The sequence below is a fragment of the Kocuria sabuli genome, from assembly GCF_040981185.1.
Taxonomy (GTDB): domain Bacteria; phylum Actinomycetota; class Actinomycetes; order Actinomycetales; family Micrococcaceae; genus Kocuria; species Kocuria sabuli.
This window is the reverse complement of the sequence record NZ_JAVHZE010000001.1, coordinates 280,309-295,142: the sequence shown is the minus strand read 5'-3', so window position 1 is coordinate 295,142 and position 14,834 is coordinate 280,309. Positions and strand designations below refer to the sequence as shown.

General features: G+C 73.7%; 15 protein-coding genes. 14 read left to right on the top strand and 1 reads right to left on the bottom strand.

The window, feature by feature from the left end; genetic code table 11:
• The first annotated feature begins 2 nt into the window (after window positions 1-2).
• The 4 genes from rho (at window position 3) to RE027_RS01360 (ending at window position 5,408) form a co-directional block, all read left to right on the top strand.
• Window positions 3-2,252 (top strand): transcription termination factor Rho, encoded by a 2,250-nt coding sequence (gene rho, locus RE027_RS01375; protein ID WP_368806437.1) that lies wholly within the window; start codon window positions 3-5, stop codon window positions 2,250-2,252.
• 122 nt (window positions 2,253-2,374) lie between these two features.
• The gene (prfA, locus tag RE027_RS01370) at window positions 2,375-3,457 is read left to right on the top strand and encodes a peptide chain release factor 1 (RefSeq protein WP_368806436.1); all 1,083 of its coding nucleotides are present in this window, start codon (window positions 2,375-2,377) and stop codon (window positions 3,455-3,457) included.
• 14 nt (window positions 3,458-3,471) lie between these two features.
• Window positions 3,472-4,362 carry a peptide chain release factor N(5)-glutamine methyltransferase gene (gene prmC / locus RE027_RS01365; protein ID WP_368806435.1) on the top strand — a complete coding sequence of 297 codons (891 nt, stop codon included), beginning with the start codon at window positions 3,472-3,474 and terminating at the stop codon, window positions 4,360-4,362.
• Between the two features lie 5 nt (window positions 4,363-4,367).
• The gene (locus tag RE027_RS01360) at window positions 4,368-5,408 is read left to right on the top strand and encodes an L-threonylcarbamoyladenylate synthase (protein WP_438612401.1); all 1,041 of its coding nucleotides are present in this window, start codon (window positions 4,368-4,370) and stop codon (window positions 5,406-5,408) included.
• A 35-nt stretch (window positions 5,409-5,443) separates the two neighbouring features.
• On the opposite strand, the gene RE027_RS01355 is transcribed toward RE027_RS01360, so the two are convergent.
• The gene (locus RE027_RS01355; RefSeq protein ID WP_368806433.1) at window positions 5,444-6,415 is read right to left on the bottom strand and encodes an NAD-dependent epimerase/dehydratase family protein; all 972 of its coding nucleotides are present in this window, start codon (window positions 6,413-6,415) and stop codon (window positions 5,444-5,446) included.
• Between the two features lie 194 nt (window positions 6,416-6,609).
• Between RE027_RS01355 and RE027_RS01350 the strand changes: the two genes are divergently transcribed.
• The 10 genes from RE027_RS01350 to RE027_RS01305 all read left to right on the top strand — a co-directional run bounded on the left by RE027_RS01350 (window position 6,610) and on the right by RE027_RS01305 (window position 14,782).
• Window positions 6,610-7,521 (top strand): glycosyltransferase, encoded by a 912-nt coding sequence (locus tag RE027_RS01350; protein ID WP_368806432.1) that lies wholly within the window; start codon window positions 6,610-6,612, stop codon window positions 7,519-7,521.
• Complete coding sequence (locus RE027_RS01345; RefSeq protein WP_368806431.1) at window positions 7,518-8,363, top strand: glycosyltransferase; 846 nt, start codon at window positions 7,518-7,520, stop codon at window positions 8,361-8,363. The genes RE027_RS01350 and RE027_RS01345 overlap by 4 nt, the downstream gene beginning before the upstream one ends.
• An 80-nt stretch (window positions 8,364-8,443) precedes the next feature.
• On the top strand, window positions 8,444-10,348 hold the full coding sequence (locus RE027_RS01340; protein ID WP_368806430.1) for a polysaccharide biosynthesis protein: 1,905 nt from the start codon (window positions 8,444-8,446) through the stop codon (window positions 10,346-10,348).
• Window positions 10,345-11,466 (top strand): MraY family glycosyltransferase, encoded by a 1,122-nt coding sequence (locus RE027_RS01335; protein WP_368806429.1) that lies wholly within the window; start codon window positions 10,345-10,347, stop codon window positions 11,464-11,466. The genes RE027_RS01340 and RE027_RS01335 overlap by 4 nt, the downstream gene beginning before the upstream one ends.
• Window positions 11,463-11,825, top strand: coding sequence for a hypothetical protein (locus tag RE027_RS01330; protein ID WP_368806428.1), 363 nt, complete (start codon window positions 11,463-11,465; stop codon window positions 11,823-11,825). The genes RE027_RS01335 and RE027_RS01330 overlap by 4 nt, the downstream gene beginning before the upstream one ends.
• Window positions 11,812-12,225, top strand: coding sequence for a hypothetical protein (locus tag RE027_RS01325; protein WP_368806427.1), 414 nt, complete (start codon window positions 11,812-11,814; stop codon window positions 12,223-12,225). Before RE027_RS01330 ends, RE027_RS01325 begins: the two co-directional genes overlap by 14 nt.
• 48 nt (window positions 12,226-12,273) lie before the next feature.
• The gene (gene atpB / locus RE027_RS01320) at window positions 12,274-13,050 is read left to right on the top strand and encodes a F0F1 ATP synthase subunit A (RefSeq protein ID WP_497795569.1); all 777 of its coding nucleotides are present in this window, start codon (window positions 12,274-12,276) and stop codon (window positions 13,048-13,050) included.
• 117 nt (window positions 13,051-13,167) lie between these two features.
• The gene (atpE, locus tag RE027_RS01315) at window positions 13,168-13,371 is read left to right on the top strand and encodes an ATP synthase F0 subunit C (protein ID WP_062734762.1); all 204 of its coding nucleotides are present in this window, start codon (window positions 13,168-13,170) and stop codon (window positions 13,369-13,371) included.
• Between the two features lie 47 nt (window positions 13,372-13,418).
• Entirely contained in the window at window positions 13,419-13,970 is a 552-nt protein-coding gene (locus RE027_RS01310; protein ID WP_368806425.1) for a F0F1 ATP synthase subunit B, read from the top strand.
• A complete protein-coding gene (locus RE027_RS01305; protein WP_368806424.1) occupies window positions 13,970-14,782 on the top strand; it encodes a F0F1 ATP synthase subunit delta in 813 nt (270 codons plus the stop codon). The genes RE027_RS01310 and RE027_RS01305 overlap by 1 nt, the downstream gene beginning before the upstream one ends.
• Window positions 14,783-14,834 lie beyond the last annotated feature (52 nt).

Below are 14,834 nucleotides of genomic sequence, written 5' to 3'. Positions count from 1 at the left end.
TCGTGACCGAGACCACCGACCTTTCCACGGGTACGGAAGAGACCACCACCGACGCCAGGAGCGCGGGCCTGTCCGCGCTCAAGCTCGCCCAGCTCCAGGCGCTCGCGTCCCAGCTGGGCATCACCGGCGCCCGCCGGATGCGCAAGAGCCTGCTGGTCGACGCGATCGCCGCCCACCAGCGCGGCGGCGCCGTGGCCGACCGCGACCGCGCGGTCGAGGAGAAGATCGCCCGGACGGTGGAGAAGACCACCGACCAGGGCGCCGAGCAGAGCGCCGGGGACGCCGCTGCGGGGACCACGGAGCGCGCCCCGGAGGCGACCGCCCCGGACGCCGCCGCACAGCCCGCCGCCGAGCAGGGCGGCCAGCCGCAGCGGCGCACCCGCTCCCGCCGGGCCACCAGCACCGGAGTGGTGGCCCCCGCGGAGCAGGACGGCGCCGAGCGTCCCGCCGAGGCCGCCGAGCCGGCCGCCCAGTCGGCTCCGGCCGAGTCCGCACCCGCCGGCGACGCCTCCGACCAGGAGGGCGAGGGCGGCCGCGGCCGCAACCGCAACCGGCGCAACCGCAACCGCGAGGACAACGGCGGCAACGGCCAGGACGACGGCGGCAACGGGCAGCGCCCCGACGACGCCCGCCCCGCGGCCGAGGACCGGGACGACGACCCGTCGAAGCAGGACCGCGGCGGCCGCAACCAGAACCGCGGCCAGGACGGCAGGAACCAGGACAACCGCCAGGACAAGGGCGGCCAGGACAACCGCCAGGACCGGAACGGCCAGGACAAGGGCGAGGGCCGCACCAAGGGCGGCAAGTCCCAGCAGGAGTCCAAGGGCCAGGACAACGGCGGCCAGGACAAGCGCGGCCAGGACAACCGGCAGGACAACCGCGGCCAGGACAACGGCGAGGGCGGCAGCCGCCGCAGCCGCCGCAACCGCAACCGGAACGACCGCAACGACCGCGGGGACCGGAACGACCGCGGGGACCGGAACGACCGCAGCGACCGGGCCGAGCGCAGCGACCGGGCCGAGCGCAACGAGCGCCGCAACCGGCGCGGGCGCACCAGCGGCCCCGAGGTGGACGACACGGAGTTCACCGAGGACGACGTCCTGCTGCCCGTCGCGGGCATCCTCGACGTGCTGGACAACTACGCGTTCGTGCGCACCTCCGGCTACCTGCCCGGCCCCAACGACGTCTACGTCAGCCTGGCCCAGGTCAAGAAGCACAACCTGCGCAAGGGCGACGCCGTCGTCGGCGCCATCCGCGCCCCCCGGGACGGCGAGCAGCAGAACAGCGCGCGGCAGAAGTTCAACGCGCTGGTCCAGCTGAGCACGGTCAACGGCAAGAAGCCCGACGAGAACAAGGACCGGGTCGACTTCGGCAAGCTGATCCCGCTCTACCCGCAGGAGCGGCTGCGCCTCGAGACGGAGTCCAAGAAGATCGGCCCCCGCGTCGTCGACCTCGTCGCGCCCATCGGCAAGGGCCAGCGCGGACTGATCGTCTCCCCGCCCAAGGCCGGCAAGACGCTGATGCTGCAGGCGATCGCCAACGCGATCACCACGAACAACCCCGAGGTCCACCTCATGATGGTGCTCGTCGACGAGCGCCCCGAGGAGGTCACGGACATGCAGCGCACCGTGAAGGGCGAGGTCATCGCCTCGACCTTCGACCGCCCGGCCGACGACCACACCACGGTGGCCGAGCTCGCGATCGAGCGGGCCAAGCGCCTCGTGGAGATGGGCATGGACGTGGTGGTCCTCCTGGACTCCATGACCCGCCTGGGCCGCGCCTACAACCTCTCGGCCCCCGCCTCCGGGCGCATCCTCTCCGGCGGTGTGGACTCCGCGGCCCTGTACCCGCCGAAGAAGTTCTTCGGCGCGGCCCGCAACATCGAGAACGGCGGCTCGCTCACCATCCTCGCGACCGCCCTCGTGGAGACCGGGTCCAAGATGGACGAGGTGATCTTCGAGGAGTTCAAGGGCACCGGCAACATGGAGCTGCGCCTGTCCCGCTCGCTCGCGGACAAGCGGATCTACCCCGCCGTGGACGTCAACTCCTCGGGCACCCGCCGGGAGGAGAACCTCCTCTCCCCGGACGAGATCAAGATCATGTGGAAGCTGCGCCGGGTCCTGTCCGGCCTCGACCAGCAGCAGGCGCTGGAGCTGCTCACGAACAAGCTGCGGGACACCCAGTCCAACACCGAGTTCCTGCTCCAGGTGCAGAAGACCACGCTGTCGGCCCGCGCCGAGAGCGACCGCTAGCACGCCCGCGCCGCCGCGGCCCGCACCGGAGACCCGGTCGGGGCCGCGGCGGCGTCGTCGTGTCCGGGCACCCGCCCGCGACCCGGCGCCGTCGTCCCCGCCGCCCGAAGAAGGAGCGCCCCATGCCGGACCCGATCCAGTCCCTGCTCGACGAGCACGCCGAGCTGCAGCGCCAGCTCGCCGATCCGGCGGTGCACGCCGAGCCGGGCAAGGCCCGCAAGCTGGGGCGCCGCTATGCCGAGCTCAACGGGATCGCCGAGGCCCACGCCCTCGTGCAGCGCCTCGAGGAGGACCTCGGGGCGGCCCGTGAGCTCGCCGCCGAGGAGCCGGAGTTCGCCGAGGAGATCCCGGCGCTCGAGGCGCAGCTCGCCGAGGCCCGGGAGCGGCTGCGCCGGCTGCTCGTGCCCCGCGACCCGGACGACGGGCGCAACGTCATCCTGGAGGTCAAGGCCGGGGAGGGCGGGGACGAGTCCGCGCTGTTCGCCGGGGACCTGCTGCGGATGTACCTCAAGTACGCCGAGACCCGCGGCTGGAAGACCGAGTTCATCTCCACGAACGAGTCCGACCTGGGCGGCTACAAGGACGTCCAGGTGGCCATCAAGTCCAGCGCCACGGACCCCGCCGAGGGCGTGTGGGCGCGGCTGAAGTACGAGGGCGGGGTGCACCGCGTCCAGCGCGTGCCCGTCACCGAGTCCCAGGGCCGGATCCACACCTCGGCGGCCGGGGTGCTCGTCTTCCCGGAGGTCGACGAGCCGGAGGAGGTCGAGATCAGCCAGAACGACCTGAAGATCGACGTCTACCGGTCCTCGGGCCCCGGCGGGCAGTCCGTGAACACCACCGACTCCGCGGTGCGCATCACCCACCTGCCCACGGGCATCGTCGTGGCCATGCAGAACGAGAAGTCGCAGCTGCAGAACCGCGAGGCCGCCATGCGGGTGCTGCGCGCGCGCATCCTGGCCCACCAGCAGGAGCAGATCGACGCGGAGAACGCCGCGCAGCGCCGCTCCCAGGTGCGCACCATGGACCGCTCCGAGCGGATCCGCACCTACAACTTCCCGGAGAACCGGATCAACGACCACCGCACCGGGTACAAGGCCTACAACCTCGACCACGTGATGGCCGGGGACCTCGAGCCCGTCGTGCGGTCCGCGATCGAGATGGACGAGAAGGCCCAGCTCGAGGCCATCGGCCAGCAGGACAGCTGAGCGGGGGAGCGGTCGTGCACAGGTCACTGGGCCAGGCGGTGCGCCGGGCGGAGCAGGTCCTCGCCGAGGCGGGGATCGAGTCCGCGCGCACCGACGCGCTGCTGCTCGCGGGACACCTCCTCGGGCTGTCCCTCGGGGAGGTCGAGGCGCGCGCGATCATCGGCGGGGACGAGCCGGAGGGCTACGCGGAGCTGGTGGCCGAGCGCGCCCGCCGGGTCCCGCTGCAGCACCTCACCGGCGTCGCGCACTTCCGCTACCTGACCCTCGCGGTGGGGCCCGGCGTGTTCGTGCCCCGCCCCGAGACGGAGACCGTGGTGCAGACCGTGGTCGACGAGCTGCGCGAGCAGCTGGCGGCGGGGGTGCACCGTCCCCGGGTCGTGGACCTGGGCACCGGGTCCGGGGCGATCGCCGCCTCGGTGGCCCACGAGGTGCCGCAGGCCCGCGTGCACGCCGTGGAGCTGTCCGAGAGCGCCCACGCGTGGGCCGCGCGGAACCTGCGGGGCACGCGCGTCGAGCTCGTCCGCGGTGACCTGCGCACCGCCTTCCCGGAGCTCGAGGGCCGCTGCGACGTGGTGGTCTCGAACCCGCCGTACATCCCCGCGGACGCGCTCCCGCGGGAGCCGGAGGCCCGCGAGCACGACCCGGACCTCGCCCTGTACGGCGGCGGGGAGGACGGGCTCGAGGTGCCGCGCGCCGCCCTGGCCTCGGCCGTGCGGCTGCTGCGCCCCGGGGGCTCCTTCGTCATGGAGCACGCCGAGGTCCAGGCGGAGGCCGCGGCCCGCGCCTTCCGGGAGGCGGGGCTCGTGGACGTCGTGGGCCACCAGGACCTGACCGGCCGGGACCGGGCCACGGCGGGACGGGTCCCGGGACCGGCCGGGCACGCCCGGGACGAGATGGGAGAATGAACGCCGTGAGCCACACCGTCTACGACTGCAGCAGCATCGCCCAGCGCACCGCCGGGCTCAAGCACGCCGCCCGGGCCCTCGCGGCGGACGCCTGCGTGGTGCTGCCGACCGACACCGTCTACGGCATCGGCGCCAACGCGTTCTCCGCCCGCGGCGTCGCCACCCTGCTCGCGGCCAAGGGCCGCTCCCGCGCGATGCCCCCGCCCGTGCTCATCGCCCACGCCGGGGTGCTGGACGGCCTGGCGGACGAGGTCTCCGACGACGCCCGCGCGCTCGCCGCCGCCTTCTGGCCCGGCGGGCTGACCCTGATCTTCCACTCCCACCCGTCCCTGGGCTGGGACCTCGGCGAGACCCACGGCACCGTGGCCCTGCGCGTGCCCGACGACGAGCTGGCGCAGGCGCTGCTCATCGAGAGCGGCCCGCTGGCCGTCTCGTCGGCCAACCGCACCGGTCACCCCGCCGCGCCGAGCGCGGCGGCCGCCGTCGGGATGCTGGGCGATGCCGTGGAGGTGTACCTGGACGACGGCCCGCGGCCCGCGGGGCGGACCGGGGCCCCGGAGACCGATCCCGTCTCCTCCACGATCGTCGACTGCACGGGCGGGACCCCGGTGCTCGTGCGCCACGGCGCGGTGAGCCTCGCGCGGCTGCGCGAGGTGGTGCCCTCCGTGACGCCGGCGGACGGGGACGAGGAGCTCGGCGACGGGCCCGCCGCGGACGGTCCCGTCGCGCAGCCGGAGCCCTCGGGCTCGCACGCCGTGAGCGAGATCGACCCGGAGGCCGCGCCGCCCGCCGCGCAGGACCCGGTGACCGTCCCGGCCGGAGCGGCGGACGGACCGCAGCCGCCCGCTCCCTCTCCCGCGCAGGCGGCCGCCGCGCAGGGCCTGGCGGCGGCGCTCGTGGCCCGTTCCGTGCCCGGGTCCGCCGCCCGGCCGGCCGTGGACCAGGACCGCGCCCGGGTCCGGCCCCCGGTAGCCCCGGGCGAGGCGCGGCCCCTGTCCGTCGACGAGGCCGCGCGGATCGTGGCCCGCGGCCTGGACGGCGCCTGAGGCAGGTCCCCGTCCGCCCGGACGGTCGGGCGGAGTCAGCTCCGGCCGGCGGCCAGGTGCGCCTGGCGCAGCACCTCGGTGATCCGCGGCTCCGGCACCTCGCCGTGCTCCTCGGCCCAGCCGCGCACCTGCCGCTGGCCGAACCAGGTGACCTCGAGCCGGCGCACGGTCCCGTGCCAGCGGTTGCCGGCCAGGCCGGAGAGCCCGAAACCGGCGTCCACCGCCAGCCGGCACAGCACCGCGGGGAGGTGGCGGGGCTCCCGGCGCCCCGCGTCGCGCAGGATGGACGCGGCGGTGGCGCCCTCCCACGGCTGCAGCACGACCGGCGGCAGCTGCCCGGGGTGGCGGCCCACCCGGGAGACGAACTCGGCCAGGGCGTGCACGGACGTGACCGGCGTGTGCGCGGAGCCGTCGCCCGCCACCGAGCTCAGCCACGAGGACGCGAAGCGGGCCAGGCGCGCGGTGGTGCGCCGGCCCGAGCCCTGCACCGAGGTCGCCCGCAGCACCGTGATCGCCGGGGAGCCCGGCTCGGCGGCCCAGTCCCGGCGCAGCTTCAGCAGCGCGCTCTCCCCGAGCGCCTTGGCGAAGGAGTAGGGGGAGAAGGGCCGGACCGCGGGCGTCTCGTCGAGGACGTCGACGTTGCCCTGGACGGCGGCGGAGCTGAGGTGCACGATCCGCCGCACGCTCGTGCGCCGGGCGGCCAGGGCCACGAGGACCGGCAGCAGGGCGTTGGCGCCCAGCAGCGACTCCTCGTGGGTCTGGTCCGGAGCGGCGAGGCCGGCGGCGTTGACCACCACGTGGGCGCCCGCGAAGGACTCGGCGAGGTAGTCGATCACCGACTCCAGGCGCCCGGCGTGCTCGAGCAGGTGGTGGACGGTGTGCGCGCCGGACGCCAGGCGGGGAGCGGAGACCGGGACCACCGTCTGGCCGTCCGCCTGCAGCCGGGCCACGGTCGCGGAGCCCACGAACCCCGTCGCCCCCAGGACTGCCCACGTCGTCGATGTCACGGTGCTTCCTCTCTGCCGATCTGCGCCGGTCGCCGTCGTCCGCGCCGGAGCCCTCTGCGCTCATCGTACAGATCGGCCCCGGGCGGCCCGGGGCGACGCGGCCCGGCCGCACCCCCTTGCTAGACTCGGCACGATCCGGCGCCCACCCCGGCACCGCGCCGCGCCGGAGCCCGCTATCGCACTGGAGGATCCGCATGCCGTCCGACCCCACGCCCACGGTGGCGGTGGCCTGCGTGACCCAGGACCGGCACGAGGACGTGCTCACGCTGGTGGCCGCGCTGCGGGAGCAGACGGTGCCGGTCGCGTCGCTGTGCCTCGTCGACGCGGGCCGCGAGGCGGTGCCCCGGGACGCGCTCGAGGAGGCGGTCGGCGGCCGCTTCGAGCTGCACCACGTCCGGTCCCTCGCCAACCTCGGCGGGGCCGGCGGCTTCTCGCTCGCCATCCTCACCGCGCTGGCCACCGGCGCGGACCGGGTGTGGCTCATGGACGACGACGCCCACCCCGAGCAGCCCGACTGCCTCGAGATCCTCCTGGAGGAGGCCGCGCGGCGGGAGCTGTCGGTGGTCTCCCCGCTGATCGTCGCGCCCCAGGACCACGGCGCCCTGGCCTTCTCCTACCGGCTGGAGGGACGGATCACCCACTCCCGGGCCGAGCTCGAGCCGCTGGGCTTCCTGCCCGGCTACGCCACCTTCTTCAACGGCGCCCTGGTGGCCGAGGACGTGTTCTTCACGGTCGGGCTGCCGGACCTCAAGCTGTTCCTGCGCGGGGACGAGGTCGACTTCCTCGTGCGGCTGCGCCGCTCCGGGCTGCCGTTCGGCACCACCACCCGGGCCGCCGTGGCCCACCCGCCGGGCTGGGCCGAGGAGCACGTCGTGATCCCCGGCAGGCTCAAGGTCGTGGTGCCCGGGACCGAGTTCAAGCGCGCGCACTTCTTCCGCAACCGCGGCTGGACCACCTGGCGCTACAAGCGGGTGGTCCAGCTCGGGGCGGACCTCGTCGGCTACCCCCTGTACTACCTGCGCCGGGGGGACGTGCGCGGCCTCGCGTCCTGGGCGGGCCGCTACGTCGGCGGAATGCGCGGCCAGGGGTTCGGCGGGCCGCGGTGACGCCGCTCCCCGCGCCGGTGCCCGGGTTCTCCGTCCTGATGCCCGTCTACCGCGGCGACACCCCGGCGCGGCTGCGCCGGGCGGCGGAGTCGAGCACCGTGGAGCAGCAGCGCCGGCCGGCCGAGCTCGTGGTCGTGCGCGACGGCCCGGTCCCCGCGCCCCTCGAGGCCGAGCTGGAGCGTCTCGCCCGGGAGCTGCCCGTGCCCGTGGTGCGGGTCGACCTCGAGCGCAACGAGGGGCTCACCGCTGCGCTGACCGCGGGCCTGGCACGGTGCCGGCACGACGTCGTGGCCCGGATCGACGCCGACGACGTCTCCTACCCCCGCCGCTTCTCCGTGCAGCTGCCGGTGATCGAGGCGGGCGCCGACGTGGTGGGGTCCTCGATGCACGAGATCGGCGACGACGAGACCCACCCGCTCGCCCTGCGGCGGGCGCCCGTGGGGCGGCGGCAGATCCTGGCGGTGTCCCGGCGGCGCAACCCGCTCAGCCACCCGTCCGTGGTGCTCCGCCGATCCGCCGTGACGGCGGTGGGCGGCTACGAGGACGTCCCGCTGGCCGAGGACTACTGGCTGTGGGTGCGGCTGCTGCGGGCGGGGGCCGACGTCCGCAACGTGCCCGATCCGCTGGTGGGCTACCGGGTCTCCGCGGGGGCCTACGAGCGCCGCGGCGGGGTGCGGATGTTCCGGGCCGACCTGGCCCTGCAGGCCCGCCTGCTGCGGGCCGGTCACATCGGCTTCCTACAATGGGCGGTGAACGTCGGGGTGCGCGCGGGCTACCGCTTCGTCCCCACCCGGCTCCGGGAGCTCGCCTACCGGGCCATGGCCGGTGCCGGCCGCGGCTGACCGCGGACCCGCCCCACCGTCACTGCCGCCCGGCGGCGGCACCGGCCGAGAGCCGCCCCGACCACGAAAGGAACGACTCGATGAGTGGTGAGCCCGAGCGCACCCCCCGCGCCGTGGCGCCCGCGCCCCTGCCGGGGGCCCCGGAGAAGCCGGTGGCGTGGCTGTGGATCCAGATGCTGCTGGACTCCGCCGCCTGGATCGTGGCCCTCGTGCTGGCTCTCGTGCTGCGCTACGAGATGGCCCTGCAGTTCATCACGGTCCCCGGGCTGCTCGTCGTGTCCGCGGTGGCCGTGGCCGCCCAGCTGGTCGTCGGCTTCTCCTTCGCCCTGTACAAGGGGCGGTACTCCTTCGGCAGCTTCGACGAGGCCAAGCTGCTGGTGGTCGTCACGCTCATCGTCACGGCCGTGCTGCAGGTGCTGCTCCTGGTCGTGGGCACGAGCATCGGCATCCCGCGCTCCACCGCCCTCATCGCCTTCCCGTTCGCGTGCCTGTTCATGGCCGCCTTCCGGTACCTGAAGCGGATGTACCAGGAGGCCTCGGCCCGTCCCGGCGCCGCCGCCCAGCGCGTGGTGATCTACGGCGCCGGCTACCTCGGCACGTTCCTGGTCCACCGCATGATGCAGGACCCCAACTCCGAGTTCCTGCCCGTGGCCCTGCTCGACGACGACCCCGCCAAGAAGCACCTGCGGATCTCCTCGGTGCCCGTGCTGGGCACCCTGCACGACGTCCGCGACGTCATGGCCCGCACCCGCGCCTCCGTGCTGATCGTGGCGATGTCCAGCCCCGAGCCCCGGATCATGCACCGCGTCGCCGACGCCGTGGCCGGCACCGGGATCCGCGTCATGACGATGCCCCCGCTCGGGGAGGTGCTCACCGCCAAGCACAAGGCCGTGGACTTCCGCGACATCAGCATGGAGGACCTCATCGGCCGCCGCCCGGTGGACATCGACGTCGAGGAGATCGCCGGCTACGTCAAGGGCCGGCGCGTGCTCGTGACGGGCGCCGGCGGGTCGATCGGCTCGGAGCTGTGCCGCCAGCTCGTGGGCTTCGAGCCCGCGGAGCTGATCATGGTCGACCGCGACGAGTCCGCCCTGCAGGGCACCCAGATCTCCATCACCGGGCGCGGCCTGCTCGACGGGCGCGACACCGTGCTCGCCGACATCCGCGACCCCGAGTCGGTCGGCACGATCTTCCGCGACCGGCGCCCCCAGGTGGTCTTCCACGCGGCCGCCCTCAAGCACGTGTCGCTGCTCGAGCAGTACCCGGACGAGGCGTGGAAGACCAACGTCATCGGCACCCTCAACGTCCTGCAGGCCGCGGAGGAGGCGGAGGTCGAGGTCTTCGTGAACATCTCCACGGACAAGGCCGCCAACCCCACCACGGCGCTGGGCCACTCCAAGCGCGTGGCGGAGAAGCTCACCGCCTGGATGGCGGACCGCACCGGGCGCCGGTACGGGTCCGTGCGCTTCGGCAACGTCTTCGGCTCCCGCGGCTCGATGCTGCCCCTGTTCACCGAGCAGATCCGGCAGGGCGGTCCCATCACGGTGACCGACCCGGAGGCCACCCGGTACTTCATGACCATCCCCGAGGCCTGCCAGCTCGTGATCCAGGCCGGGGCGATCGCCCGGGGCGGGGAGGTGCTCATCCTCGACATGGGCGAGCCGGTGCGGATCATGGACATCGCCGAGCGGCTGCGCGTGATGAGCGGGCGCGAGGACATCGAGATCGAGATCACGGGCCTGCGCCCGGGGGAGAAGCTGCACGAGGACCTCATCGGCCTGGGCGAGAAGGACGAGCGGCCGTTCCACCCCAAGATCTCCCACGCGCGCGCCGACCGCCTCGACCCCGCCCAGCTGGACCGGCACACGTGGAAGGTGCGCGGCGGCATGGTCTACACCGGCACGATCCCCGTGGTCAGGCCCTCCACCCAGCCGCCGCCCACGTCCGTCCAGCGCCCGCGCAGCCCCTCGGGGAGGGCGTCGTGATCGCCGCACCGCTGCCCGCGCTGCCGGGCCGGCTCCCGGCCGGGCTGGAGCTGACCGACCCCGGGGCCGCCCCCGCCCCGGAGGAGCTGCGCCGGCTCGGGGAGCTGGCCCTCACGGTCGGCGCCCCCGCCCTCGTCCTGAGCCTGCTGCTGCCCCTGGTGGTCAAGCCGCTGCTGGCGCGCTGGGGCGTGCTGGACGTGCCCAACGAGCGCTCCTCCCACCACCGCACGGTGGTCCGCGGCATGGGCCTGGCCGTGGCCGTGGCCGTGCTGCTCGCCTACGGTTTCGCCCTGCTGCGCGGCGCGGTCGAGGTCGACCGGTCGGTGGCGCTCGTCGTGCTGGCCGTGGCCGGGCTGTGCGCGGCCCTGGGCTGGGCCGAGGACTACCGGGGCGTGTCCGTGCGGGCGCGCCTGGCCGCCCAGCTCGGCATCGGGCTGACCGCCACGGCCGTCCTCGTGAGCGTCCTCGGCACCTCGGCGTGGTGGCTGCCCGTGGGCACCCTCGCGATCGCCGCCTACGTCAACATGGCCAACTTCATGGACGGGATCAACGGGATCTCGGGCCTGCACGGGCTGGCGGCCGGCCTGCTCTACGCGTGGGCCGGCGCCTCCAACGACCTGACCTGGATGGTCGCCGCCGGCCTGGCCGTGGCCGGCGGCTTCGCGGGGTTCCTGCCGTGGAACCTGGGCCGCGGCACCGTCTTCCTCGGCGACGTCGGCTCCTACCTGCTGGGCGGCTCGCTGGCCGGCATCGCGGTGGCCGCGTTCCTCTCCGGCGTCTACGTCGAGTACCTCCTGCCCCCGCTGGCCGTCTACGTCGCCGACACCGCCGTGACCCTGCTCCGCCGGGTCCGGGCGGGGGAGGACTGGTCCCGGCCGCACCGCTCCCACGTCTACCAGCGGCTGACCGACGCCGGGCTCTCCCACGTGGGCTCCGCGCTCGTGGTCACGGCCGTGACCGTCCTCGTGAGCGTGGTCTCGGTCCTGGGCCTGCGCACCGGACCCACGGCCACGGTCCTCGCGGGCGCGTTCGTCCTGGCCGTGCTCGTGCTCTACCTCGTGCTGCCGCAACTGCTGCTTCACCGGGGCGCACGCCGCCGGACGGGATCCGCGCGGTGAGCGGGGCAGCGCTCAGCGCCCTGCTCGGCGCCGGGCTGATCGCCGCCAGCCACCTGGTCACCCTGCTCGTGGCCCGGGTGACCGCGGGGGCCGCCGGCCCGGTCGCCGCCCCCGCGCTGGCCCTGAGCTACGTGCTGAAGGTGTTCGTGCTCGGCTGGGTGCTGCTCACGGTCCCCGCCCCGTCCTGGCTGTCCCCGGGCTGGCTCGCGGGGGGCGTGCTCGTGGCCCTCACCGGCTCCCTGGCCCTGGCCGCGCGCTCGGGCGCGCGCCGCACCCGGACGGCCCTGGAGCCGGTGCTGCGCGCCCGGCGCGAGGCCGGGCACGACGACAGGAGGCACGAGCAGCATGAGCGCGGATGACCGGGACCGGACCGGCGGCGACGACCCGGAGGAACCACCCGGGACCGGCCCCGCGGGCGACCGGGGGAGCGGTGCCGCGAGCGGTGCCGGGGGGGCCGCGCACCGCCGCGGACTGCGGACCGCGGGCGAGCTCGTGGAGGCCGGCGGGCTGTCCGGAGGGGTCACGACACTCCTCTACGTGGTGATCGGGATGGGGTTCTGGAGTTTGGTAGGGTGGGGTGCGGATCGCGTGCTGGGAACCCGGTGGATCGTGGTCCTGGGTGCGTGCATCGGTGCCGCGTCCGGGATCTACGTCGTGTACCTCCACATGCAGGAGGGGCTCCGTCGCAGCCAGGCCTCCGACGAAGCAGATCCTGACAACCCGCACCAGTCCGGCCCGGACTCGGCGCCCCGACCGTGACCACCGGCCAGAGCACTGCAGAAAGGACCCGCATTGAACGCCGCCCTCATGCTCCCCGCCACCGGAGGGTTCACCGCCCCGACGGTGGACGAGATGCACCTCCCTCCGTTCTTCGAGCTGGGAACCTTCGAGTTCGGCAAGCAGATGCTGCTGGTCCTCCTCTCGGTCGTCCTGATCGCAGGCTTCTTCATGTGGGCGATCCGTCGCCACGCGCTCGTCCCCTCGAAGGCCCAGTACCTCGGGGAGAGCGGCTACGGCTTCGTGCGCAACCACCTCGGCCGGGACATCATCGGTGAGAAGGAGTTCCGCCCCTACGTCCCGCTGCTGTTCACGTTCTTCTTCTTCATCCTGGTGAACAACCTCTTCGGCTCCATCCCGGTGCTGCAGCTGCCGACCCTCTCCCACGCGGGCTCCGCCTACGTGCTGGCCGGCATCGCCTACGTCACCTGGGTGTTCATGGGGATCAAGCGTCACGGCTTCGGTGGGTTCATGGGCAAGATGACCATGCCGCCGGACGTCCCGAAGGCCCTGTACATCTTCCTCATCCCGATCGAGTTCCTCTCGAACCTGATCATCCGCCCGGTCACCCACGCGCTGCGTGTGTTCGCGACGATGTTCGCGGGCCACCTCGCCCTGATGGTGGCGGCCTCCATGACCGCCTACCTGCTCACCAACGGCGGCATCCTCAGCATCGTCTCCGTGGGCTCCACCGTGCTGGGCGTCTTCATCTACTTCCTGGAGATCCTGATCCAGGTCCTCCAGGCCTACATCTTCACCCTCCTCTTCGCCGTCTACGTCCAGGGCGCCCTGCAAGAGGGCCACTGACCCGAGCGAAGACCCCGCCCGGCTCCGCCGGGCACCCCTGGTCCATCCTCCAAATAGTTCAGAGCCGACACGGCTACGACGCCCGGCCCCCGGGCACTTAGAAAGGAAACACCCCTCATGACTGGTTCGCTCAGTGCTATCGGTTACGGTCTGGCTGCCATCGGCGGTGGTATCGGCGTGGGTCTGATCTTCGCCGCGTACATGCAGTCCGTCGCCCGCCAGCCGGAGTCGCAGCGCGTGCTGCAGCCGATGCTGTTCTTCGGCTTCGCCGTGGTCGAGGCACTCGCGATTCTGGGCTTCGTGCTCGCCTTCATCAGCTGAGTGGCTTCCCAAGTACAAGTCCTTCCTAGAGAACAGGAATCGCGAACATGACACTGTTGCTGGCAGCCGAGGAAGGGGCGAACCCCCTTTTCCCCAACGTGTGGGAGATGGCGATCACCCTCATCGGGTTCCTCATCCTGCTCTTCCTCGTCGTCAAGTTCGTCGTGCCGGCCTTCGAGCGGGTCTACCAGGAGCGCACGGAGGCCATCGAGGGTGGTCTCGCGAAGGCGAAGGCCGCGCAGGCCGAGGCCGCCGCCGCCCGTGACGAGTACAACCAGCAGCTCGAGAGCGCGCGCCTGGAGGCTCAGAAGATCCGCGAGGAGGCCCGCCTGGAGGGCGAGAAGATCCTGGCGGACTTCAAGGACCGGGCGAACGCCGAGTCCGCGCGCATCACCGAGAACGCCCACCGGACCATCGAGGCGGAGCGCTCGGCCGCCGTGGTGTCGCTGCGCAACGAGGTGGGCACCCTGGCCACGACGCTCGCGGCGAAGATCGTGGGCGAGACCCTCGACGACGACGCCCGGGCGGGCCGCGTGGTCGACCGCTTCCTCGCCGACCTCGAGTCGGAGCAGCAGCGGAACGCGGGTGCGGCTCGGTAATGGCAGACGCAGCGAACGAATACCGTCAGCAGGCCACGGCCGAGGTCGAGCGCTGGGCCGGCTCCGCCAGCCCCGCGCTCGTCCGCGAGCTGTTCGCCGTGCTGGCCGTCCTCGACGAGAACGGGGCGGTGCGCCGGGCGCTCGTCGACCCCTCCTACGAGGGGGAGCACCGGGCGCAGGTGGCCCGCCGGCTCTTCACCGGCAAGGTCTCCCCGGACGCCGTGGAGATCGTCGCCACGATGACCGGGCGGCGCTGGAGCGACGACCTCGAGTTCGCTGACGGGCTCGAGCACGCCGGGGTGGTCCTCACCGCGGCGTCCGCCGAGAACCGCGGCGGGCTCGAGGGCCTCGAGCAGGTCGTGGACCAGCTCATCGCGTTCAAGACGGTGCTGGACGGCTCCCACGGGCTGCAGCGGGCGCTCAGCGACCCGCGCGCGGACGTGGAGGCCAAGACCCAGCTCACGCGACGGCTCAGCCCGGGCGCCTCGGAGGAGACGCAGCTGCTCCTGGAGCAGGCCGTGCTCTCGCCGCGGGGGGCCCTGGTGGGCCGCCTCGTCGAGCGCTTCGCCGAGGCGGTCGCGGCCCGCCGCCAGCGGTGGATCGCCCACGTGAGCACCTCCCGGCCGCTGACCGAGGAGCAGCGGGCCCGCCTGCAGCAGCAGCTGAACACGCTGTACGGCAAGGACCTCAAGCTCACGGTCGACGTCGATCCGGCGCTGATCGGGGGCCTCAAGGTGCAGGTGGGCGAGGAGGTCATCGACGGTTCCGTCGCGGCCCGCCTCGACGCGCTGCGCCAGCGGATCGGCGCCTGAGCCGAGGCGCGCACGCCGCCGTGGCGGGGCCAGCGCCCCTCCGGCCGGACGG